This window comes from Psychrobacillus sp. L3 (assembly GCF_042945595.1).
GTDB lineage: Bacteria > Bacillota > Bacilli > Bacillales_A > Planococcaceae > Psychrobacillus.
This window is the reverse complement of record NZ_CP168493.1, coordinates 1199220-1223466: the sequence shown is the minus strand read 5'-3', so window position 1 is coordinate 1223466 and position 24247 is coordinate 1199220. Positions and strand designations below refer to the sequence as shown.

The 24247-nt window shown below is 35.7% G+C and carries 23 protein-coding genes and 1 other annotated feature; all 23 genes read right to left on the bottom strand.

Translation table 11 applies throughout. The features are described 5' to 3' along the window. Nucleotides 1-231: 231 nt before the first annotated feature. The gene (gene ileS / locus ACEPXD_RS05745; RefSeq protein WP_391120860.1) at nt 232-2994 is read right to left on the bottom strand and encodes an isoleucine--tRNA ligase; all 2763 of its coding nucleotides are present in this window, start codon (nt 2992-2994) and stop codon (nt 232-234) included. Between the two features lie 158 nt (nt 2995-3152). Continuing rightward, nucleotides 3153-3384, bottom strand: a binding site (T-box leader). A 52-nt stretch (nt 3385-3436) separates the two neighbouring features. Beyond that, on the bottom strand, nt 3437-3946 hold the full coding sequence (locus tag ACEPXD_RS05740; protein ID WP_391120857.1) for a DivIVA domain-containing protein: 510 nt from the start codon (nt 3944-3946) through the stop codon (nt 3437-3439). Between the two features lie 92 nt (nt 3947-4038). Next, complete coding sequence (locus ACEPXD_RS05735; RefSeq protein ID WP_391120854.1) at nt 4039-4830, bottom strand: RNA-binding protein; 792 nt, start codon at nt 4828-4830, stop codon at nt 4039-4041. 48 nt (nt 4831-4878) lie between these two features. Beyond that, nucleotides 4879-5139: a YggT family protein gene (locus ACEPXD_RS05730; protein ID WP_391120851.1), complete on the bottom strand. Its 261-nt coding sequence runs from the start codon at nt 5137-5139 to the stop codon at nt 4879-4881. 19 nt (nt 5140-5158) lie between these two features. Further along, nucleotides 5159-5638 (bottom strand): cell division protein SepF, encoded by a 480-nt coding sequence (locus ACEPXD_RS05725; protein WP_391120849.1) that lies wholly within the window; start codon nt 5636-5638, stop codon nt 5159-5161. After that, nucleotides 5635-6327 (bottom strand): YggS family pyridoxal phosphate-dependent enzyme, encoded by a 693-nt coding sequence (locus ACEPXD_RS05720; RefSeq protein WP_391120847.1) that lies wholly within the window; start codon nt 6325-6327, stop codon nt 5635-5637. Before ACEPXD_RS05720 ends, ACEPXD_RS05725 begins: the two co-directional genes overlap by 4 nt. A gap of 70 nt (nt 6328-6397) precedes the next feature. Then, nucleotides 6398-6643, bottom strand: coding sequence for a YlmC/YmxH family sporulation protein (locus tag ACEPXD_RS05715; RefSeq protein ID WP_391120844.1), 246 nt, complete (start codon nt 6641-6643; stop codon nt 6398-6400). A gap of 99 nt (nt 6644-6742) precedes the next feature. Continuing rightward, complete coding sequence (sigG, locus tag ACEPXD_RS05710) at nt 6743-7528, bottom strand: RNA polymerase sporulation sigma factor SigG (protein ID WP_391120842.1); 786 nt, start codon at nt 7526-7528, stop codon at nt 6743-6745. Nucleotides 7529-7618: 90 nt separating this feature from the next. Further along, on the bottom strand, nt 7619-8326 hold the full coding sequence (sigE, locus tag ACEPXD_RS05705) for an RNA polymerase sporulation sigma factor SigE (protein WP_391120839.1): 708 nt from the start codon (nt 8324-8326) through the stop codon (nt 7619-7621). After that, on the bottom strand, nt 8326-9168 hold the full coding sequence (locus ACEPXD_RS05700; RefSeq protein ID WP_391120836.1) for a sigma-E processing peptidase SpoIIGA: 843 nt from the start codon (nt 9166-9168) through the stop codon (nt 8326-8328). The genes sigE and ACEPXD_RS05700 overlap by 1 nt, the downstream gene beginning before the upstream one ends. Before the next feature lie 884 nt (nt 9169-10052). Next, entirely contained in the window at nt 10053-11210 is a 1158-nt protein-coding gene (gene ftsZ / locus ACEPXD_RS05695; RefSeq protein ID WP_391120833.1) for a cell division protein FtsZ, read from the bottom strand. A 42-nt stretch (nt 11211-11252) separates the two neighbouring features. Then, nucleotides 11253-12545: a cell division protein FtsA gene (gene ftsA, locus ACEPXD_RS05690; RefSeq protein WP_391120830.1), complete on the bottom strand. Its 1293-nt coding sequence runs from the start codon at nt 12543-12545 to the stop codon at nt 11253-11255. A gap of 112 nt (nt 12546-12657) precedes the next feature. Continuing rightward, nucleotides 12658-13008, bottom strand: coding sequence for a small basic family protein (locus ACEPXD_RS05685; protein WP_391120827.1), 351 nt, complete (start codon nt 13006-13008; stop codon nt 12658-12660). A 1-nt stretch (nt 13009) separates the two neighbouring features. After that, the gene (locus ACEPXD_RS05680; protein ID WP_391120824.1) at nt 13010-13732 is read right to left on the bottom strand and encodes a DUF881 domain-containing protein; all 723 of its coding nucleotides are present in this window, start codon (nt 13730-13732) and stop codon (nt 13010-13012) included. A gap of 22 nt (nt 13733-13754) precedes the next feature. Then, nucleotides 13755-14477 (bottom strand): DUF881 domain-containing protein, encoded by a 723-nt coding sequence (locus tag ACEPXD_RS05675; RefSeq protein ID WP_391120821.1) that lies wholly within the window; start codon nt 14475-14477, stop codon nt 13755-13757. Beyond that, nucleotides 14455-15252, bottom strand: a complete 798-nt coding sequence (locus ACEPXD_RS05670; RefSeq protein WP_391120818.1) for a cell division protein FtsQ/DivIB — start codon at nt 15250-15252, stop codon at nt 14455-14457. The genes ACEPXD_RS05675 and ACEPXD_RS05670 overlap by 23 nt, the downstream gene beginning before the upstream one ends. A 1-nt stretch (nt 15253) precedes the next feature. Then, nucleotides 15254-16330 (bottom strand): FtsW/RodA/SpoVE family cell cycle protein, encoded by a 1077-nt coding sequence (locus ACEPXD_RS05665; protein WP_391123044.1) that lies wholly within the window; start codon nt 16328-16330, stop codon nt 15254-15256. Nucleotides 16331-16364: 34 nt separating this feature from the next. Further along, nucleotides 16365-17720 (bottom strand): UDP-N-acetylmuramoyl-L-alanine--D-glutamate ligase, encoded by a 1356-nt coding sequence (gene murD / locus ACEPXD_RS05660; RefSeq protein WP_391120815.1) that lies wholly within the window; start codon nt 17718-17720, stop codon nt 16365-16367. 1 nt (nt 17721) lies between these two features. Then, on the bottom strand, nt 17722-18693 hold the full coding sequence (mraY, locus tag ACEPXD_RS05655) for a phospho-N-acetylmuramoyl-pentapeptide-transferase (protein WP_391120813.1): 972 nt from the start codon (nt 18691-18693) through the stop codon (nt 17722-17724). Between the two features lie 51 nt (nt 18694-18744). Continuing rightward, nucleotides 18745-20622 carry a penicillin-binding transpeptidase domain-containing protein gene (locus ACEPXD_RS05650; protein ID WP_391120810.1) on the bottom strand — a complete coding sequence of 626 codons (1878 nt, stop codon included), beginning with the start codon at nt 20620-20622 and terminating at the stop codon, nt 18745-18747. A gap of 89 nt (nt 20623-20711) precedes the next feature. After that, a complete protein-coding gene (locus ACEPXD_RS05645; RefSeq protein ID WP_391120807.1) occupies nt 20712-22913 on the bottom strand; it encodes a penicillin-binding transpeptidase domain-containing protein in 2202 nt (733 codons plus the stop codon). Beyond that, nucleotides 22910-23278, bottom strand: a complete 369-nt coding sequence (ftsL, locus tag ACEPXD_RS05640) for a cell division protein FtsL (RefSeq protein ID WP_391120804.1) — start codon at nt 23276-23278, stop codon at nt 22910-22912. The genes ACEPXD_RS05645 and ftsL overlap by 4 nt, the downstream gene beginning before the upstream one ends. Further along, complete coding sequence (gene rsmH, locus ACEPXD_RS05635) at nt 23279-24229, bottom strand: 16S rRNA (cytosine(1402)-N(4))-methyltransferase RsmH (RefSeq protein WP_391120801.1); 951 nt, start codon at nt 24227-24229, stop codon at nt 23279-23281. Nucleotides 24230-24247: the final 18 nt, after the last annotated feature.

The following is a 24247-nucleotide window of genomic DNA, read 5'->3' as shown; positions in this document are numbered from 1 at the left end:
GGTGTATTTTACGTCCAGATTTTATCGAGCTTACTCGATAAGTTCCTCTAAAAATCTGTGACATCCGCCGTAAGCTTTAACTTTATTTACTGGGGTTTGAACTCCAACTAAAAAAAGTTAACAGAATCTAAACTAGTTTACCATACAAAGTAACCCTAAGTAAAAGTGCAGGACAAAATTCATCCAAAATAAAAAGCGTGGTCCTACTAATTTAGGACCACATTCACTTCATTAGATATAATGTTTTTCTACAACATCCGCACAACGAGTACATAATGTTGGGTGTTTTTCATCTGATCCAACTGTTTCAGAAATTGTCCAGCAACGTTCACATTTTTCTCCGTCTGCTTTTTCAACTAAAACAGAAGCATTTTCTAGCGCTAAACTATTTTCAGGTGCATCTTGTTGAGCACCACCAAGTGCAAATTGCGATACTATGAATAATTGAGCAAAGTCAATTGCATTTGTATCAAACAATACTTTCAATTCATCTTTTACATATAACGTTACTTTCGCTTCTAAAGATTTACCGATTGTTTTAGCATTTCGAGATTCTTCTAATGCTTTTAGCACATCATCACGTAATTCCATGATTTTTTCCCATTTGGCTGCTAACGCTTCAAATGCTGGATCTTCAATAGCTTTTGGCATATCTGTCAGTTGAATACTTTCTTCTGTCATATTTTCTAAATAAGCCCATAATTCATCTGTTGTATGAGGTAAAATCGGCGTCATTAATTTTAATAAAGCAAGAAGTGTATCATACATGACTGTTTGCATTGCGCGACGTTCATGATCATCTTGACCATAAATATATACAACGTCTTTTGCAATATCTAAATAGAATGAACTTAGCTCACCTGACACAAAGTTATTTACAATATGATAAACACTTGCAAAATCATATCGCTCATATGCTGCTTCTACAGTTTTAATCACTTCTTGTAATTTCATATACATGTATTGATCTACTTCACGGAGATCCTTAAATTCTACACGATCATTTACTGGATGGAAGTCACTAACATTACCATGCAAGAAGCGGAATGTATTACGGATTTTACGATATACTTCAGAAACTTGTTTAAATATAGCATCAGATACACGAACGTCTGCAGTATAATCTACAGAAGCAACCCATAATCGAACGATATCGGCTCCAAGTTGATTGATCACTTTGGCAGGCACGATAACGTTTCCAAGGGATTTACTCATTTTGCGACCATTTCCATCTAGCGTAAATCCATGGCTTAATAATCCTTTGTACGGTGCATGACCAAACATTGCCGTACTTGTGATTAATGATGAGTTAAACCAACCACGATATTGGTCAGATCCTTCTAAATACAAATCAGCTGGGAATACTAAATCATCTCGCTCTTCTAACACACCTTGATGACTTGATCCAGAGTCAAACCAAACGTCCATTATATCCGTTTCTTTCGTAAAGATACCATTTGGACTTCTCGGATGTGTAAATCCTTCTGGTAATAATTCTTTCGCTTCTTTTTGGAACCAAATATTAGAACCATGTTCACGGAATAATTTCGATACATGTGAAATTGTCTCTTCCGTCAGGATTGGTTCCCCATCCTCCGCATAAAATACAGGAATAGGAACTCCCCATACACGCTGACGAGAAATACACCAGTCTCCACGATCGCGGATCATGTTAAAAAGTCTAGTTTCACCCCAAGCTGGTGTGAATGATGTATCACGGATTGCTTGCAATAATTCATCTCTAAATGATTCGATTGATGCGAACCATTGTGCTGTTGCACGGTAAATGACTGGTTTTTTTGTGCGCCAATCATGTGGATATGAATGTGTAAAGAAAGTAAGTTTTTCAAGAGCCCCTACTTCTTCTAGTGCTTCAGTAATTGCTTTGTTTGCTGTGTCATAAAATAACCCTTCAAATCCAGGTGCTTCTGCTGTCATTACTCCACGATCATCTACTGGGCATAGTACATCTAATCCATATGCTTTACCCACATAAAAGTCATCTTCCCCGTGCCCAGGAGCTGTATGCACACAACCAGTACCTGATTCAGTAGTTACATGCTCTCCAAGAATAACTAATGAATTACGATCATAAAGTGGATGCTTGGCAACTAAACGATCCATTTCTTTCCCGGCTAGCGTACGGTCGATAGAATACTCTTCCCAGCCAAGTTCTGTAGCAACTGATTTTACTAATTCATTTGCGACAACAAATTTAGAATCGTTTACAAGAACTACTGCATATTCTACATCTGGATGTAAAGCAATACCTAAGTTTGCAGGAATAGTCCAAGGTGTAGTAGTCCAAATAATAAATTTAGTTCCTTCTTCAAGGACGTCTTTTCCTTCTGTTACAGCAAAGCTAACATAAATAGAAGGAGATTTTTTATCTTGATATTCAATCTCTGCTTCTGCTAGTGCAGATTCACTGGAAGGTGACCAATAAACCGGTTTTAGACCTTTATAAATATAGCCTTTCTTTGCCATTGCACCGAAAACCTCGATTTGACGAGATTCAAAAGCTGGAGTTAGCGTTACATATGGATTTTCCCAATCTCCACGAACACCAATACGTTTAAACTGAGTGCGTTGGTTATTAATCTGTTCATACGCATAATCTTCACAAAGCTTTCTGAACTCTGCTAACGACATTTCTTTGCGTTTTACACCTTTATTTGTAAGTGCTTGTTCAATTGGTAAACCATGCGTATCCCAACCAGGAACATAAGGTGCATTAAATCCAGACATCGATTTATATCGAACAATCATATCTTTTAATACTTTGTTCAGTGCATGACCCATATGCAGATCTCCATTTGCATAGGGAGGACCATCATGTAATACGAAGAAAGGACGACCTGCAGTTCTTTCTTGTACTTTTTTGTATATATCCATTTCAGCCCATTTTGCTTGAATATCTACTTCTTTCACTGGTAAATTTCCACGCATTGGGAAATCTGTTTTCGGCATTAATAATGTGTTTTTGTACTCCATTCAATATTCCTCCTTTATTTAATCAATCGCCTTGGCGTATTTGCTTCCGATTCACTTTGTTCAACTCCGCAGAAAACATTTGCTTCCGAGCATGTTTTCTTTATCAATTAGGGGTTTGTTTTCCTACTGGATAAAACAAAAAAAAACTCCTCATCCCAAAAAGGGACGAGAAGTTATTGCTCGCGGTACCACCCTACTTGCGATTTCCTAAAAAATCGCCGCTTAGTATGCCATAACGGGACATAATCCGAAGACACTTAGCCTCTTTGTTTTAAGTTCAGTGTCTTTGCTCAAAAGTGATAATCTAAAAAAGTTTCATTGCTTGAGCTCGCACCATCCCCAAGTCGCTTGTTCGAAATCTGATTTAGACGTCTTTTTCAACGCATATTTATATGATATGAAATAATTATAGGAAAAGTAAGCGAATCAGTCAAGAAATGTATTAGTCCTCCGTTATAGAAATTCTATCTATATCCGTTGTATCCACATCATATTCCATTAAATGATTCCAGTCATCCGTATTAATCAAATCTAATTGGGCTTCTACAAGCATTTTGAAACGATTACGGAAAACTTTGGATTGTTTTTTTAGTTCTTCAATTTCAAGTGCTATTCTTCTTGCTTTTGTAAGTGCTTCATTCACAATGCGGTCTGCATTTTTTTCCGCTTCTTTTACAATTAGTTTTGCTTCTTTTTGAGAGTTGCGACGAACTTCCTCTGCAGCTTCTTGTGCGACAACGATAGATTTATGTAGAGTCTCTTCAATCGATGTGAAATGCCCAACTCTTTCACTAGATGATTTAAGTTTTATTTCCAGTTCTTTTTTCTCTTTTGTTATAATTTCAAGATCTTTCATAATTTGATCTAAAAATTCATTTACTTCATCTTCGTTATATCCTCTGAACCCTTTACTAAATTCCTTGTTATGTATATCAAGTGGTGTTAATGGCATATATTCCATCCCCTTTATTTTTCTAGCATTCTTATTCTCTATTATACATTTAGGATTGAACGAATTCATCAAAAATCAAATATATTTATTGATTATTTAATTTTTTGTTCTAAACGACCAATTTGTAGTCTAATTTTGTCTTTTTTTGTTCTTCCTTCAATCATTAAAATTTTGACTCTACCTAGCCCGCGAATGGAAATTAAATCTAATTCTTGCAATTCCATTGACATTTGATCTTTCTCTGTCCAGTTTACTTTTACTTTTCCGCTTTGAATGATTGTAGATGATTTTTGTCGAGAAATATTAAAAACGGCTGAAATAACAGTATCTAGTCTTAATGAACTCACGGTTAAAGATTCGGATGTCCATTCCTCTCGTTGCGCAAAATAATTTAGTCGATTTTCTACTACTTCAATATGAACTTTTACTTTTCCAATAGCCGTATAGTTTGCTCTCACATAGTCTAACACTTCTGTTGCAACGACAAATTGAATAGCTGCATCTTCCACACGAATATCACCAAATTTGCTGCGATCAATCCCTAAGGACATCATAGAACCTAATACATCTTTATGTTGTAAAGTAACAAACTTTTTAGGATATTGAACTTCCACGACAGTCATAGTAAAATCCGCATCTGATGGCACATAGTAAGAAGGATATAGAAGCACTCTTTTTCTTTCTACTTCGTCCAACCCTCCATTTGCTGCAACTTCAATATCCCCATACTGTCTTCTCAAAGTGTCTACAATGAATTGTTGTCTTGGATCTAAAAAGTCTGTTAACTTAGGCGCATATCGATTCTCAACTTCTCGCAGCATATTAACAATTTGTTCTATGAATGGCTGCTCTTCTTTTCTAAAATGTTGCATTACATTTTCCATGTTCATATTCCCTCTCGAATATAGTAAAAAACCCCACTGAAGTGAGGTTTAAAAAAAGGATACTAAAGATATTATTCCTCTTATTGCAATATTCAATACAAAAATCGCAACTATAGGTGATATATCGATCATTCCGATTGGAGGAATAATCTTTCTGAATGGTTCTAAATATGGTTCGCAAATTTTCCCTAAAAATTGTCCAAAGCTAGATTGCTGAATACTTGGGACCCATGACATAAAAATATAAACGATTAATGCGTAGGTATAGTATTTAACTGCATAAATTAACAAGTATAAAACTGTGGCCATAATAGTATTAACTCCTCTATCAATCTAGGTCGTTGTAATAATAATCCGAAATTGCTCCAGCTACTTCTACTGAATCTGGTGCACACAGGAAAATATCCGTTCCTATTCGTTGAATGTCTCCACCTAAAGCGTACACTGTTCCACTTAAAAAGTCGATGATTCTTATTCCTTGGTCTTTATCAATGCGTTGCAAATTTACAATAACGGCTTTTTTACTCTTCAAATGTTCGGAAATATCTTGAGCTTCTGCATAGACGCGTGGCTCGATTAGAATTACTTTGGAAGACTTTTGCACATTTTGAATACTTACCAGATTAGATGCGGCTGTTTCTTTCGTTGCGGTATTAAATTTTCGTTCTTTTGTGGATGTTCTCACCGACTGCTGTCGCATTTGTTGTTCCACCGGTTTTTGTTGTTGAGGTTTTGGCTGTTGATCTGTTGAAGTTTCTTCATCCTCTTCCAAGTAGAAGAAATTTTTCATCCAGTCTTTCATGCTCATTTAACTTCCTCCCTCTCTTTACCGACTAAAGCTGTTCCTATTCGTACAAAGGTTGCGCCCTCTTCTAGTGCAATCTCATAGTCACCTGACATCCCCATCGATAATTCCGTACAAGGTGCATGCAGTAGCTGTAGTTTCGAAATTTTTTCCTGTAATTGTTTTAAATTACGAAAGACTGTACGTATGACGCTTTCATCTTCCGTATTTGGAGCCATTGTCATTAAGCCAATCACTCGTATAAGTGAATATTTTTCTAATTCTTTAACAAAAGATTCCGCATCTTCCAACGCTAATCCATGTTTTGATTGTTCTTCGGCTACATTTACTTGTACAAAGCAATCCTTTACCGATGTAGCTCTTTTTTCTATTTCCTCCGCTAAACTTAATCGATCTAAAGAGTGCAAAAAATCTACATCATTAATGACAGATTTCACTTTTCTCGTTTGTAGCGTCCCTATGTAATGCCATTTGATTGGATCCTTAATGGCATCTAATTTCTGTTTTAATCCCTCAGGTCGATTCTCACCTAGATGTCTCACACCTGCTTGAATTACCTCTTCCGTTCTTTCTACAGAAACTTCCTTCGTAACAGCAATAATCGTAACATCTGAAGGGTTACGTTTGCCGCGTATACAAGCAGCATTCATCTTATCTTTTATCGTTTCTAAATTTTGTTGAACGTTTGTCATATAAAAACCAACTTTTCATCAATTGTTTTTGTTTATTGTATCAATGAAAAGGGGTTTTATCAATGATGAATCAATCTAATAACATATTTTTTGAAACAATTATAACATCTTTTCCAATTATAGATATATTTTGAACGGCAATTTTTTTCGTTTCATTCTTTTTATTAAAAAAATTAGGATATGCTCCTTGTGCTTCTACTATGAACGATAGGATGAAACCAGTATCTTTATCTATTTCGGCGTCAACGATAAATCCAAGTAATTTTCCACTATTCGCTTCAATTACTTCTTTTTGTTGTGCATCTGAAAATTTCATCTCAGCTCCCCCTTTTTATTATTATATGAACCAAAAATAAAAAAAAACGCTTTTTCTATGAAGAAAAAGCGGAAATAATATTTTCTCTAAGTGTAGTTATCATTCTTTTGGGTTCAATTGACCTTGAATAATAGACAAGGCACTTTTTTCCAGTCTAGATATTTGGGCTTGAGATAAACCAAGATCCATTGCAATTTCCGTTTGTGTAGCACCATAGTATATTCGTTTCGTTAAAATTTTCTTTTGCCTGTTATCTAGTTTCTGAAAAGTATCTTTTACAGTAAAATAAGTGACCCATTGCTCTTCGGATACATCATTATCACATAATTGATCCATCATATAAATAGCATCTCCTCCATCGCTAAAAATAGGTTCTTGTAGCGAAACGGGATCTTGAATAGCATCTAAAGATAACAAAATATCTTCTACTGGTATTTCTAATATTTTGGATAAATCATCTAATGTTGGTTCTTGTAAATGTTCGTTTATATATTGTTCTTTTGCTTTCATCGCTTTATATGCAATATCTCTTAATGATCTAGAAACTCGTACGGAATGGTGATCACGTAGATGCCTTTTTATTTCACCAATTATCATGGGAACAGCATATGTCGAAAAACGAACATTATGCTTTAAATCAAAGTTTTCAATTGACTTGATAAGCCCTATACATCCGACTTGAAATAAGTCATCTGCTTGTTCACCACGGTATGCAAAGCGTTGAACAAGACTTAATACTAATCGTAAATTACACATGACCAGTTCATCTTTTACAGATTGTTCTCCTGCTTGTAAACGAATAAACAGTGCCTTCATTTGTTCATGGGAAAGTAAAGGAAGCTTAGATGTATCAATGCCGCATAATTCTACTTTTGTTCTCGTCATAGATCTTCCTCCGGACTTTTTAATAGTTCTTAATCAGTTTGTCCGGTAGTTTGAACTTTATTCTGAAGTAGCGGCATCCAATTTCACCCATTATGCAATCGGTTCATTTAAGAGATCTTTTAGATCTAAAATTATTTTTTTCTCTAAACGAGAAATATAGGATTGAGAAATCCCTAAATGATCAGCCACTTCCTTTTGAGTCATTTCTTCTTTTCCATTCAATCCAAAACGACATTGCATGATATACTTTTCTCTATTTCCAAGTAAATTTATTGCGTCAAATACATGCTGTCTCTCCATTTTTTTTTCTACATCTTCAATAATTAAATCTTCACTTGTTCCTAAAATATCAGATAAGAGCAGCTCATTTCCATCTGAATCAGAGTTTAATGGTTCATCGAAAGAGACTTCTGATTTCATTCGATTTGTTTTCCGCAGATGCATTAATATTTCATTTTCAATACATCTTGAAGCATATGTTGCAAGTTTTATACCTTTATCCAAATTAAACGTCTCTACAGCTTTAATAAGACCGATAGATCCAATACTTATTAAATCTTCTATATTCGTATTCGTTTGATCAAATCTCCTTGCTATATAAACTACAAGCCTTAAATTTCGCTCTATTAATACATCTCTGGCAAATTCATTTCCGTCCATAAAAGCAAGAAGCATTTCTCTCTCTTCTTCTCTTGATAATGGTTTAGGCAGTGATTCATTCCCACCAATATAATGTACTCCACTTCTTCTTAAAGAAAGTAACCAAAAATAGATCCGACGAAAAAACTTTAATAGCATTATCCGACACTCCTTTTCTTTAGATGGAAATAGGAAGAGCTATGTAATATCCCTTCAGCCCCATGTGGAAATTTATCATGTAGCTTTGTCATGACAATATATCCTTTTGGCAATTCCTGATCATTTACTTTCCAATTATCGTATTTTATCCCAATAACCCAAGCTTTTTCTTGTTGAATCGTTGCTATAGGTATTAATCTTAATTTGGTTAAATATTCTTTTGGTAGATTATCTAGCCCAACCTTACGATCGAATTCCCAATCGCTAACCGCTCGAAATAATGATTCGGGAAGTATTTCTTTTAACATTTCAGCTGCTACAAAATGAACGGGCTCATTCGAAAGTGGTTCCTTGCAAACATTACCAGAGTCAATAAAAAGAGTAAGTTCTTTAGGCTCACCAAACAATGTGACACAAGAGGAGTATAATAATTCTCTTTCTGATTGTGCGATGTTAATGTGCAGCACGTGTTTCGTTAAAAAATACAGACCACCAATAACAATTAAAGCAAAATTGATTATCATAAATAGATAGTTGGTATCGCGGTAGAAAGAAGCAATTGCTGTTAGTAAACCCCCAGCAAAAAGACTTGCAAGTAGCGTAAGTCCTATTGCTTTGACTATTTGCTTGGGTTTACGCCAAAATGCTATAGCGATCATTAGAAAGAAAGACAGAAAAATAGTAATAAAATAGTTAGTAAATGTAACGCTTATAATTCCTGCAATAAGCGCGGCAAGAAACAAATATCTTTTTTGGTTTTCAATCCAGCCAATTTTGTTTGCAAATGCTAATACGGTGTAATTAAAAAAAGTATTGGTTGCAATCATTACTTCTGCATACATAGCTTCCCTCCTTTTGACTAAAGGGTAACATGATTTTTGTAAGAAAATTGTCAAATGAACAGAGTAATTGATTCTTTTTTTACGACATTAATTGCATGAGTTTTTGTTAGTTTAGGAATTCTGCTGTAAATAGCTAATGAAGAATAACCTTTGAAGAAATGGCATCCGATTGTCCTCTGAGTGAGTTGAAAAGCATTTTACGCTATTGAGAAAAGCATAATAGTCCTTTAAGTGCACCCGGTCTTTAACGTTTCCAGAGCGCTTTGGACGAAACAATAGCTACACTTTTTTTGGTAATCTTGTGGCAGATGGTTGTCTGTCGCCCTCTTTGAATATGTAGAGACATGGTGCATTATGTTTGGTTAATGAGGGATAAGATGCTTTCCAAATCTTTTAAAAGCGGACGAAGATGCAATTTCGTCCGCTCAGCACATCTTTATCAATAACTGGCTATCTATTTCTTTTTTGTGCCAAGACTAATCACAAAACGCTTCTTAGAATTTAAGAGTTGCAAAACCAGGTGCATTTATTAACATTCTATGGCACTTCGAAATCAATTGCACTAGACTCAAGATTAATTCATCAGAAAGCGAGATTAATTTTTATTTACCCGAGACTAATTGGAAGGCACTGAAAAAGTAGCGTGTCGAATAAAGCTATAAATTAAGCTACCCTCAATAAATGACTTTCAAAAAATAAGTTTAATAGGACGGTTGATTGGAGCGGAAGGAAGCGGCTCCTAGGGGATTAACAAGGAAATTAAGACCATGGACAGTCCGTAGAATTTTTTTTTTGCGACGAGCTTGCGCAGGATCAAATCTTTTATGATGAAAATTCATTAAATAAAGCAATCACCTAATTGGTGATTGCTTTATAAAAACTATTTAGTTTCTTTTTTGACGGTTTCTTAAGAAAGTTGGAATATCTAGAGCATCTTCTTGTTGATGTTGTGTATATGAAGATTGTCGTTCTTGTTGTAATGGTTGTTCTTCTTTTCGTTGTTCTCGTATTGGAGCAGTAGTAGCTGCTGTTTGTTGCGTTCTAGCTGTTCCAAAACCAGTACCTCTTGGTTTATTTTGAGTAATTACTTCTTCATTAAAACCAGTTGCAATTACAGTAACGATAATTTCATCTTTTAAATTATCGTTAATTACGGAACCGAAAATCATGTTGACTTCTTCATCAGAGGCAGATGCAACAATATCAGCAGCTTCTTGCACTTCAAATAAGCTTAAATTCGATCCACCTGTAATATTCATGAGCACACCTGTAGCACCGTCAATCGAAGTTTCTAGGAGTGGACTAGAAATTGCTTTTTTAGCGGCCTCCGCAGCGCGATTATCTCCACCAGAGATTCCGATCCCCATCAGTGCAGCACCTTTGTTCGACATAATTGTTTTTACGTCTGCAAAGTCTAAGTTAATCAGTCCTGGTACAGCTATAAGATCTGAAATACCTTGAACCCCTTGTCGTAATACATTATCTGCTTCTCTAAATGCTTCAAGCATCGGTGTATTTTTGTCTACTATTTCAAGTAGTCGATCATTTGGAATAACAATCAGTGTATCTACGGCTTCTTTCATCATACCAATACCACCGATTGCTTGAGTGGAACGTTTGCGTCCCTCGAATGTGAAAGGTCGAGTAACAACCCCAACTGTTAAAGCACCTATATCACGAGCAATTTGTGCAATAACTGGTGCTGCTCCTGTTCCAGTTCCTCCGCCCATACCGGCAGTAACGAACACCATATCAGCGCCTCTTAAAGCTTCTTCGATTTGTTCCTTACTTTCTTCTGCTGCTTTTTTACCAACCTCTGGATTTGCACCTGCTCCAAGTCCACGTGTTAATTTGCCTCCAATTTGAAGCTTTACTTCTGCTTTGGACATATTAAGGGCTTGAGCATCTGTGTTAACAGCAATAAAATCCACACCTCGTACTCCATGTTCAATCATCCGATTTACTGCGTTATTTCCTCCGCCACCAACTCCGATAACTTTGATGATAGCTAATTGGTCTTCGTTCGTTTCAAATTCCAGCATGCTATTGCCTCCTATATTCTTTCAACTATGATAAAGGTTTTATTATTCAAAAAACTTGTCGAAAAACTTCTTAGCTTTTGTCATTGCACTTTCTTTGTTTTCGTTGATCGAAGTTTGTGCAGTTTGTTTTTGTTTTTTAGGACTAGAAATAGTTTCACTATGTGTCATTTGTGATAATGCATGGCTATTACCAATTTTACCATAGAAAACATCTTCTTTATAGGCATATCTTATAAGACCAACAGCCGTTGTATATTGTGGCTCACGCACGCCAATATAATCAGGTGTATATAAGCGCACTCTCGTTTGAAGAATATGTCTTGCAAGTTGACCAATACCTTCTAATTTGGCAACTCCTCCAGTAACTACAACACCGCCCGGTAAGTCTTGAAGACCCATTCGGTAAAATTCCTCTAAAACTAGTTCAAATAATTCTTCTAATCGAACACCAATAATTTCGGCAATATAACGCTGAGAATATTGTTCTTTCATATCTGCACCAATTACAGGTACCTCGAAAAGTTCATCATCAGAAGCATCATCATAGAAGGCATGTCCATATTGAAGTTTGATCATTTCGGCTTGTTCAGTAGGAGTTTTCAAAACAATCGACAAGTCTTTTGTTATATGATCTCCGCCTACTGGAATAACAGCAGTTTTGATCAAATGACCCTCACTGAATATTGCAATTGTTGTGGATCCTCCACCTATGTCAATATAAGCGGTACCATGGTTTTTTTCATCTTCTGTTAACGCAAAATAACCACCAGCTAATGGCTGTAAATAGATTTCTCTAATTTGAAGTCCTGCACGTTCTACACATCTTAACACGTTATGTAAAATTGTTTTCGATGTAGTCATCATAATTCCGTCCATTTCTAGACGTGTTCCAATCATTCCACGTGGATCTTTTATTTCATCTAAATGATCTACGATAAATTGCTTTGGAGCAATATTGATAAGCTCTCGTTCTGGAGGAATAGACATTACTTGTGCAGATTCTATTACTCTATCTAAATCTGTATCTGTAATTTCACGATCTTCCCGATTAACAGCTACTACACCTTTGACGTTCTGTATGTTTGCTAAGTTCGCTGGAATACCAAGAACAATTTCTTGAATAGACATTCCAATCATTCGTTCGGCTTCACCAACAGCTTTCTTAATGGACTGCACAGTTGCATCTATATCTACAATAGATCCTTTCCGGATACCATTTGATTTAACATTTCCTACACCAATTACATGCAGCGAGTCTTCATTCATTTCTCCGATTAATACTTTTATCGAAGATGATCCAATATCTAATGATACGTACAATTCTGATTGATTCAACTTATGGCACCTCCTAATAACTCTTTATTTATTATTCTATTGTAAAAAGCGTATAAAGTCTAAAATTTTCTAAACAAATAGTTAATTTTTCGTTTTTTTTACTCAAAATTTCCTATTCATTTTTTCTTTCCGACCATTTAGTTAATAATAATCGGCGTATTACCGCTATATTTTGAAATAAACGAACACCAAAAGCAAAAATTGCGGCTAAGTATAAATCGACCCCTAGATGGACTCCTAAAAATGCTAAGGCAGCTGCTAATGCTATATTAAAGAAAAACCCGGAGACAAATACTTTATCATTATAAACATGTTGCAAATGTGCCCTTATGCCGCCAAATAAAGTATCTAAAGCAGCCAATACAGCGATAGATAAATAACTTTCATATAATTCCGGAATTTGAATATCAGTTAGGAGACCCAAGAAAATCCCAAGTATTAGACCTAATAACGGTAACCACATATCATTTTTCTCCTCCTGGAATTTCTAATAGAAATTGTTTACTAATCGTCTGATCATATGCGGCTATTTTTAGATTATTTCCAGGTTGTCCAATTTCTAACTTTAAATTATCAATATAAAAGTCATCTCCAATAGCAGAAGCCTCTAATTGATTATACATTTTTTTTGCATCTTCAAACGTAGAAGTTCCTATTCTGATTAAAAATGGTGCTTTTTTAATGGCAAGATTATTAACCGTTGTTTTGCCATTAACATCTCTTACCGCTGAAGAGTAAATCATCCTTTTCCCATCCACTTCAATTGCTTTAGCTTTAAATCGATTTATTTCATTTAATAAACGGACAAGTAAATCTGGAGATATTCCTTCGATTGGTTGTCCCACCGCGATACTTTCTAAAGATGGTTCTACCTTTATCGTGAGACCTGGTCCGTTAAAAGCTTCTAGGCCAATTTCTTTTTTTAAAAGCAGCACGGTATCATTTAAAGCAGTTGCTGGACTTTCATTCACCATATTTTCGTATTTACCAAGAGTTTGGTCTAGTCCACGTACTTCGGACAATAACTCTGAATGTAATTCTGTTTCTTTCGCAAGCTCTTGACGAATTGCCCATACGTCCCTTGTGTCCCGGGTTTCTGGACTTTGCACTGTATTATATTGGACAGCTAACATAAACCCAACGATTAACAAAATAAATGTAAACCGAATATAGACGGTTTTTTTCATTATTCGGCCTCCTTCACCTCGTCTAGTTTTTGTCGTCTCTCAAAGCAGGCATTGTTATTTTCCCTTTTTCTTCAACCGTTACTACAATATTATCGCTAGTTAACTGATCCACTACCCCCCCGCCAAGATTGACAGAAGCGAGTAATACAGTTGGATCTCCAACTGCCTCAATCGTAAACGGTGCAGGGAATGTTTTCCCGTCAACCGTAATAACAGGACCGGTACAACGGATATAAGAATTAGTCTGAAGCCTTTGACCATTGATAGAAATAGCTTCAGCACCAGATATTTTCAATTCATTAATGACCTTAAATAAATGGCTTTCATGAACAATATAATCATTCGGATTTTCTTGTGAAGGATTATAAGCACCATCCTGTAAAGAAACAGATATTCCTTTACCTTGCGAAGAAATATCACCAATTAGTAGCCGTAACATTTCCGCTTCTTTTACTAACTCCTCTACACTTGTTTCACTACTAGCAAATGACTTTTCATATTTTCGAATAGCTTGTTGTTTTGCATTTATTTCTTCTGTTAGCTCTTTATTTCTCTCTTTTTGATGAATCAATTCTTTTTTGTATTTTTCCTGTTCTTTAAAACCAACTGAGTTAGAAGTATTTTGTTCTTTGTCTGTTGACGAAATACTATAGGAGTAAGCGAGTATAAATCCTAGTACTAAACTAACTAAAGAAATTAACACCAGTCCTCTTGAAGGAATTCTAAGGAGCTTGCTCTTCTTCAACCTCCGTCGCCTCCTCTTTCACAACTTTTTTATACACTTCTTTATATGGTTGAAAAAAGGAACCGACTTCTAGATCAATAATTCCTTTAACATCTGGATCGAGCTGCGACACAATAGATGGATAAAATTTCATTTTACTAGAGAAGGATGGAATTATCGCCTGAACTTCGTTTCCATCGTTCATAAAAACTTGGATCGAATATGCATCATTTTCAGTAGGAGTATAATTGATTTGTGAGATGGTCATTAATACTTCCGTATTTAAATTTTTCAACTCTTTTATGAGTCGCATTCTAATTTTCTCGTCTTTAAATCCCGAGAAAATTGGACCATCCATTGGAACAACTTGTCCTTCTACTTCAATATTCTTTCCATTTTTTAATATTATTAAAAGATTATTTCCTTTTTCCTCATAACCAATCTTTTTATACTCTTTTACGTTTATCTCTACTCCTGTTAACCATTTACGATTAACTTTGGCAGATGCTACCCAATCGTTTTCTTCTATTAATTTTGTAATCTGATTTTCTCTAAAGCTCCACATGGAATCGCCTAAATTTAAAGTACTTTGCTTTATGTACTGTTCATTTGATACAAGAGTTGCCCCAGTAACTCTGATCGTTTGAATTCGGCTATAAGAAGATTGAAAATAGAGCACTACTATTAAAGTTGTGACAAAGAGAAAAAGTAGAATGGAAAACTTTTTATTTGTTCTTCTTCGCCTACGTTCTTTTAAAGTGGGAATTCGGTCTTCAATGTCTATGACTTTTTCCATTCTACCGCCTCCCTTCTTTTAAAGAGTCATTTGCTAAATTTAAGATGATTCCGATTATCCCCCATGTAGTAACTAATGACGACCCCCCATAACTTATAAATGGTAATGTCACTCCTGTAACAGGAAGTAAACCCGTAACAACTCCCATATTTAAAAAGGTTTGTATAGCTAACAATGAGGTAAATCCAATTATTGTTAATTGGTAAGATCTTGTTTTTACTCGTGAAGCTAATATAAAGCCAGTGGTAAAAAATAAAACAAATGCAGATATAATGATGAATCCCCCAATAAAACCGGTTTCTTCTAATAAAATCGAAAAAATAAAATCATTTTGTGGCTCCGGCAAGTATAGAAACTTTTGTCTACTATTCCCGTAACCAAATCCAAACAAACCCGCAGGTCCTACAGCAAGTAACGATTGAATTGCTTGAAACCCAGTTCCTAAAGGATCTTTCCATGGATCTAAAAATGACTGAATACGAGCAAGACGGTAAGGTGCAGAAGCGATTAATGCAATTAGTGCAATAATCCCCGTCATTCCAATCGTGACGAAAAACTTTAAAGGCAGACCGGCTGCAAATAGAAGAATAAATGCTGCTACGATTAGTACAAAAGCAGTACCAAAATCTGGTTGAAGCATGATAAAGGAAATAGGTACTAGTAATATGAAGGTAGCCTGCGTATATAGTTTTAGCTTTGGCTTATTTTCATTTGCTAATGAAAAAGAAAGCATCCCTAATACTGCAATTTTAGCAAGTTCGGCTGGTTGAAAATTCATAAAACCAAGTGAAATCCAACTTTGTGAGCCATTGCGTACAACACCTATTCCCGGGATTAACACACCTATTAAAAATAAAATAGAGAGGATATATGTGCCAATCCAGAACATAGGGAGCCTTATAAAATTTTTGTTCCGTATAAATAAGGCTCCTAGTATGCCTACCACTAAATAACTAGCTTGTTTAAATGCAAACGGCAATTGATCCTTATAATGCACCTCACTCCAGTATGAACCTGCAGAATGGACAAATAATATTCCAATAATAGATAGGAAAAGGACAGACGATAAAAATAAGATAATTCTTTTATCTTTCGATTACTTCATCCCTTCGTTATTCGTTTAAAGCGAGCACTTGTTCAATAAATTCATCCCCACGTACTTCGAAACTTTCGTATTGATCCCAACTTGCACACGCAGGGGAAAGTAACACGATATCCCCTTCTGCTGATAATTTAACAGCTTCGGCAACAGCTTCTAGTAGGTTACTTACTGGAATAACAGAAGGAATTGCTTGTTTTACACCAAATTCCTGCAAACGATCAACAGTCGCACCATAGTGAATTAAAGCCTTCACATTATGTATGTGCGGAATTAGTTCATCGAAAGAGTGACCTCTATCTACTCCACCAGCAATCCATATAACCGGCTCTGAAAAACCTTCTAAAGCACTCTTAGTTGCTAGGGCATTCGTTGCTTTTGAATCATTATAAAACTTTCTATTTTTCCACTCACAAACAAATTGAGTGCGATGTTTTACACCATGAAAAGAATTAAGTACTTCCATAATATTTATTAACGAACAATCCAGTAGAAGGGAAACCGCAGTTGCAGCTAATACGTTTTCTAAATTATGTTTTCCCCGAAGTTTTATAATAGACTTTTCAAACAGCTTTTCTCCATTCCAATAAACATATAGGTCGTCTGCACTTATGCCATCTTCCGTTTTGTTACTAACATAGAAAGGAACTTTCTGTGCTTTAGTTTTTAAAGCATAATCCGTTACAATCTTCTGTTCGCCATTATAAACAAACCAGTCAGTCGCATCTTGTTTCTTCGTAACATTAAATTTCGCATCAGTATATTCTCGGAAATCAGTGTGATAATCTAAATGCGCTTCATATAAATTTGTCAAAACGGCAATTTTAGGTTTAAGCTCTTCTGTCCCCATGAGTTGAAAGGAAGATAATTCTGTTACAATAATATTATCCTCCGTTGCTTTTGTTGCAACGCTACTGGCAACAGTACCAATATTACCAGCTATTAACGGTTGTTTAATTCCACCTTCTAACATGTCAAATATTAATGTTGTTGTTGTTGTTTTTCCATTTGAACCCGTGATACCAATCATCGGTGCATCACTTATACGATAAGCTAGCTCGACTTCTGACCAAACAGGAATGCCTCTTTTTTTAGCATCTGCAATTACTGGATTCGTATAGGGGATTCCAGGGTTCTTGACAATAAGACTAAAACCCTCATCTAAGAGATTTTCTGGGTGACTCCCACAAATGACCGTCATCCCTTTTGAAAGTAAATATTGCGCATTCTTATTTTGTTCAAAAGGTTTCGAGTCATTCACTGTTACAAAGGCACCTAAGTCATGTAAAATCTCTGCTGCAGCTGTACCACTTTTTGCAAGACCTAATACAAGAATTTTCTTATGATAGACTAATGGTAATTGCTTCATTTTATAAAACCTCCAAGAATACAACAATCATCGACGCTAAAAAGCCGATTGCCCAAAATACAGTCACTACTTTTCTCTCAGACCACCCAGAAAGTTCGAAATGATGATGGATTGGACTCATTTTAAAAATACGCTTGCCTGTTGTTTTAAAACTAATAACTTGTAAAATGACAGACAATGTTTCCATCACGAAAATGATCCCTACCAAAAGTAATATTAGCTCTTGCTTTACAAGGATGGATACCATAGCTAAAGCACCACCTAGTGCAAGTGACCCTGTATCCCCCATAAAAACCTTTGCAGGGTTTTTATTGAATAAAAGGAATCCTAACAGAGCACCAGAGACACTGAAAGCAAAGATGGCAATATCCGTCTGTTCATAAGTAAGTGCGATCACTCCAAAAGTAACGAAAGAAACCGAAGCAGTGCCTGACACTAATCCATCTAATCCATCCGACAGGTTAACTGCATTGGAGAATCCAACTAACCAGAATAGAAGAAATGCTACATAAAATTGACCAAGTGATATTGCTATTTTTGTAAATGGGATTGCAATAGTTGTATCAAACGGTCCAAGTTTTAATAAAAAATAAGCAATAACGGATACAAGAATTTGACCAATCAACTTTTGTTTAGACGTTAAACCTAAATTTCTTTTTAAAACCACTTTGATAAAATCATCTAAAAACCCAATAGCCCCAAAACCTACCAATATAAGAAGCAGCACAATTGTTTGTGTCGTTAACTTATCAAAGTAAAATGAAATGGCTAGAGTCGATATAATAATAGATGTCATAAATATAAGCCCACCCATTGTTGGGGTTCCAGCTTTTTTATGATGAGATTCTGGTCCTTCTTCTCTAATGCTTTGACCAAATTTCATTCTTCTTAAATATGGAATAACAATGGGTGCAAGAATAACCGATAACAAAAAGCTAAAAATAAGCGTAATAATAGTTGTAGATAATGTCATAAAAAAATCTCCTTAATTGCAATCAACTATCCATGGATGAACAATTGTTAATTATTTAGTGTATACGTGTATTTTCCCGTCAATTGGGATTAAGCTATTTTCTTTTGGTAATTGAGAAAGTATTTCATCTCCATCACCATGCCAAACAATGTGAAATGGATACATGTATTGGGTTATTTCTTTTTTCTTCGTTCCTACTAAGTTTGGCACACGAACTTGTTGGATATCCCCCCAACGATATTCTTTCTCTAATTGAGTTCCACTACCAGTTACTTTTAGGGAATCTTCAATTATTTGCCCAACTATAGGTGCTGCAATGACTCCCCCAAATTGAGAACTATGTTTTGGATTATCTATTGCAATATATACGATTAGCTCTGGGTCATCTGCAGGAGCAAAACCAATAAACGATACGATATACTCTCCATCCATGTATCTCCCGTTTTGCACTTTTTGAGCAGTTCCTGTTTTCCCGCCGATGCGCAACTGATCTCTGTATGCATTTCGACCAGACCCTTCTGCAACTACATGTTCGAGCGCATCTCGAACCTTTGCTGAAGTTTCTTCACTTATTACTTGATGCTTTAACTCAGGTTCCGTACTGGACAATATTTCATTCGTTTCACCATCTAATATGTTTTTAACAATGTATGGTTTATATAAATATCCTCCGTTTACTGCAGCTGCAACTGCCTGTACTTGTTGTATTGGCGTTACGGATATTCCTTGGCCAAATGATGTAGTGGCGTGTTCAACTGGACCGTAAGCTTCTTTACTAAATAGAATACCCGTTGATTCTCCAGCCATTCCAGAGCCTGTAGACTGTCCAAACCCAAATTTCCTTATGTAATCCTGAAGCTTTTCTGGACCTACTCTTCTTCCTAGCTCAATAAAACCTGGATTACATGAATTTTCTACTACTTCTAGGAATGATTGATTGCCATGCCCTTCTCTTTTCCAGCAACGTAGTCTTGCTCCTCCGACCATTGTATACCCTATGTCATTAAAGTGATCTTTTTCCAGATCAACTACATTTTCTTCTAATGCAGCACTTAATGTAATAATTTTAAATGTAGATCCAGGCTCAAAAGTCATCCAAACTGGTAAATTACGGTTATAGATAGTAGAGTCTACTTCTTGATAAGCGGATGGATCGAAATTTGGTGATGACGAAAGCGCTAGTATTTCACCACTCTTAGGATTCATTACAATAGCAATTGCCTGCGTCGCTTCATACTTTTGCATTGCTTGTGAAAGTTCTCTTTCCACAACTTCTTGGATTTTCAAATCAATTGTTAACTGTACATGGTTTCCCGAAACACCATTTTTCAAACCATCATCTACATGAGGAAGTGGCACCCCTTTTGCATCGGTGAACATTCGGATTGCGGAAGATTTCCCCTTTAATATAGAATCATATTGGTACTCAATCCCCGCAAGACCTTGTGTATCATAGCCTGTGAACCCTAGCAATCTAGAAAGCATATTTCCATGTGGATAGTCACGTACATAATCGACACCAGAATATAAACCTTTAATATTCATATCTTGAATTTCCATTGCAAGTTCAGCAGAAATATTTTTTCCAGCTGGTGCAACTTTTATGATAGAAGCCCTTTTATTAAGTTGATCAAATAAAGCTACTTTGTCCATATTAATAAGTGGTGCTATTTGTTGTGCCACTTTTTCTGGATCATCATTTTGGGAGGGCATGTAAAATAATGTCGGAGAGAGCTTATTTCCTACGATTACTTCCCCATTTCTGTCCAAAATATTACCTCGAAGTGAGGCATAAGGCAACTCTCTATCCCAGCTTTCTTTTGCCTTAGTCGTCAATTCATCAAATTGAAAAAATTGAAGCTGAACTAATTTCAAAATTACAGCTAAAAATAGCAAAATCGTAATCAACCAAATAACTCGGAGACGCATGATTTGTTTTACTTTTGAAATTACATTTTCCCCTTTTATCCATTTTAGATAGCGTATGAGAAAATGACACTAACTATTCTATCACTATTTTAGTCTTGTGGTGGTATTTCCATATTTTCCTCTAATTCAGGTAAAATTTCCGTTTCTTTTGGTGTCGACAAACGAACAACAACTGGGGTAGTATCCGAAACAATAGATCCTGTTGTTAAACTTTGACTAGTAACATAACCTTCCCCGATAACTTCTATCGGAACATTCGCTAATGATTTGTAAATCAATAAATTTCGTTTAGACCATCCCGTAAAGTTTGGTAATTGAATTTCTCCTTGGCCTTTAATAAATACCGTGCCACTCGCTAAAATGGAAGTTCCTGCAATAGGAAATTGTTCCTTTACCTGTTCCCTCTGCCCAATTATAACAGTTTTCAAACCTTGCGACTCTAGTAAACTCTGACTTTCTATTACATCTTTACCAACAACCTCAGGCATTTTAATTGGGGATGCAAGTTCTAAACTTTTAGGTTTAATATTCAAGTATTTTAAGCTATTTTCTATCACAGATTTAAAAATTTCAGAAGTTGGCTCTGATCCAACTTCCGTACCTTCCAATTGGGGTTTATGAACAGCCACATAAACGATTAATTGGGGATCTTCTACAGGCGCCATGCCTAAAAAGGAATATAAAAAGAAATTACTTCCCCAATAATATCCACCACCAGGTTTCGCTATTTGCGCAGTCCCTGTTTTACCAGCGGTTGTATATTCATTTAACTTAAATCGTTTAGCCGTACCATGTTCTGACGTTACCGTACTGGCTAGTATTTCTTTTACTTGATCAGCCGTTTTTGCTGAAATTGGAGATTTTTTTTCTACAGGTTTGTGATCCGTTACTACTTCTCCTGTATTAGGATTTACAATTTTATCTATAACATACGGCTGCATCATCTTTCCTTTATTTGCGATTGCAGTCAGACCTTGTACTAGTTGAATAGGAGTAACAGTTGTCCCTTGTCCATATGTTGAGGTAACTCGCTCAATAGGATTTGTAGCAAGTATTGTTCCGCTTGCTTCATGCGGTAAATCAATACCAGTTTTTTCTCCAAAACCAAATCGATGTAAATATTCTATAAATGTCTCGTCTCCAATTCGATTTAGCAAATAGGCCATCGAAACGTTGGATGAACGTTGAAAACCTTCTAAATAAGTAATGGTTCCCCAACCATACACATTATGATCTCGAATCGTTCTGTCATATAAGGTGTAAGATCCTGATTTATACGTTGCGTTTGGATCCCATACCCCTTGTTCAATTGCGGATGCTAGTGTAAAAATCTTCATCGTTGAGCCTGGTTCAATTGTTTGTTCTATCGCTTCATTTAACCAATTTGTGGATAGACCTTCTCTCGTATTTGGTTCAAATGTAGGTCTTTGAGACATCGCAAGAATTTCGCCTGTTTTAGGATTCGCTACGATAGCAGTCATTTTTTCAGGGTGATATTTTTCTTCCGCTTTATTAAGCGCATCCTCCAAAAAGTTTTGGATTGTTTTATCAATAGTTAGATAAATATCGTCACCATTTTGAGGTTTTGAAATCATTTTTTCAGCATTCGGCAACAAAAAACCTTTCGTATCACCTTTAAATTCTATCTTACCGGGCGTTCCAGTTAATTCTTTGTCATAGATGTATTCCAGCCCCATTTTTCCGACTGCAACCGCTTTCCCATTATCCATCTCTTCCTTCATTGCAAAGCCAATTAGATGAGACGCAAATTGTCCATTTGGATAGAGCCTTTTCATATCTTGAATAAAAATAATACCTGGAAGATTATGCTCTTTTATTTCTGTCATTTTTTTAAAACTAATATCTCTACCAGACTTACCAAATTCCACTTGATACATTTCATTTTTTATATTTTTATTGAGCAAATCAATAATTTCTTGTTCTGGCATATCAATATACTGAGATAATACTTGTGCCGTTTTTTCTGGATCGATTACATGGCGTGGAACATTACTATTATTGGTGGCTTTCGGACTAATGACTGCTATCATTTTATAACTTAATGTATCTTCTACAATTACTTCTCCGTTACGATCCATAATTTTTCCTCTACTTGCTTGAATCACTTGTTCTCTACTATACTTAGATTCTGCTTTTGCTGATAATACGTGTCCGTCTGCAGTTCCTGTTAATTGTATAAATAAAAATCGACTTAGTAATAGAAAAAAGAGCCCTCCATATAATAAAAACATTAGAAAGGCTCCCCATTGAAAACGAAATTTTTTATTCATTGTCCTGGAACTACCTTTACGTTTTGCTCATTGATTTTCAAACCGAGCTCTTCCGCCTTTTTCCAAATACGGTCATAGGTAGATAATTCACTAATTTGGATGGACAAGTCTGTATTCTCTTTTGAAGTTGTGTCGATTTTTTTTTCCATGAGTTGTATATCCGCACTGGTTGTACGAACTGCTGCCTGTGTTTGAATGATTATTAATGCAAGTATAGTTACTACTGATAATAATCCGAGAAAAAGTATTTTTTCGCCTTTTGTTAATATTTTCTTATTTTGTTTTGCCAGCTTCTTTATATGTGGTTGTTCAGGAAAAGAAGGGCGATTTATGTAGGGTTGAAACCTAAGTTCACGCAAAGCCATTTATACACTCTCCTTTTCATAAATTCTTTCCACAATTCGTAATTTAGCTGACCTAGAACGATTATTTACTGCTAGTTCTTCTTCAGATGGTAAAATAGGTTTTCTAGTAATGAGCTTTAAGATTGGCTCCATACCAGCAGGAATGATTGGCAAGTTTGGAGGTAAATCAGGTAAGGATGAAGCTTCTTTGAAGATGGTTTTTGTTAATCTATCTTCAAGAGAATGGAAGGTAATAACACTAATTCTTCCACCTACTTTTATCACCTTAATCGCATCTTCCAATGATTCTTCTGCTGCTCCTAATTCATCATTCACAGCAATTCTAATTGCTTGAAAAATTCGTTTAGCTGGATGTCCACCTGTTCTTCTTGCTGCAGCAGGTATTCCGGCTTTTATTAAATCTACTAATTGAAATGTTGTTTCAATTGGAGCATTTTCTCTAGCTTGTTCTATTTTTCTAGCGACTTGTTTGGAAAACTTTTCTTCCCCATATCGGAAGAAAATTTTCACTAATTTTTCATATGGCCAGTCATTTATCACATGATAGGCTGTCAACTCGCTCGTTTGATCCATTCGCATATCGAGAGGTGCATCATAATTGTAACTAAATCCACGCTCCGGGGTATCTAGTTGAGGTGATGAAACACCTAAGTCATATAAAACTCCGTCAACCTTGTCAATCCCAATCATCTCAAGTTCTTCTTTTAAATTACGAAAGTTTGCGTGTACAAAAATAACTTTATCTAAATATGGCGCAAGTCTTTGTTTTGCATTTTCAATAGCGGTCATATCTTGGTCAAAGCATATTAACCTACCGTTATCACTCAATTGTTGCACTAGGTATTCACTATGCCCCGCTCCACCAAGTGTACAATCTACATAGATTCCTTCTGGATGAACAGCTAGTCCATCTACCGTTTCTTTTAATAATACCGTTGTGTGATGAAACAAGCCTTTTTCCTCCATTTC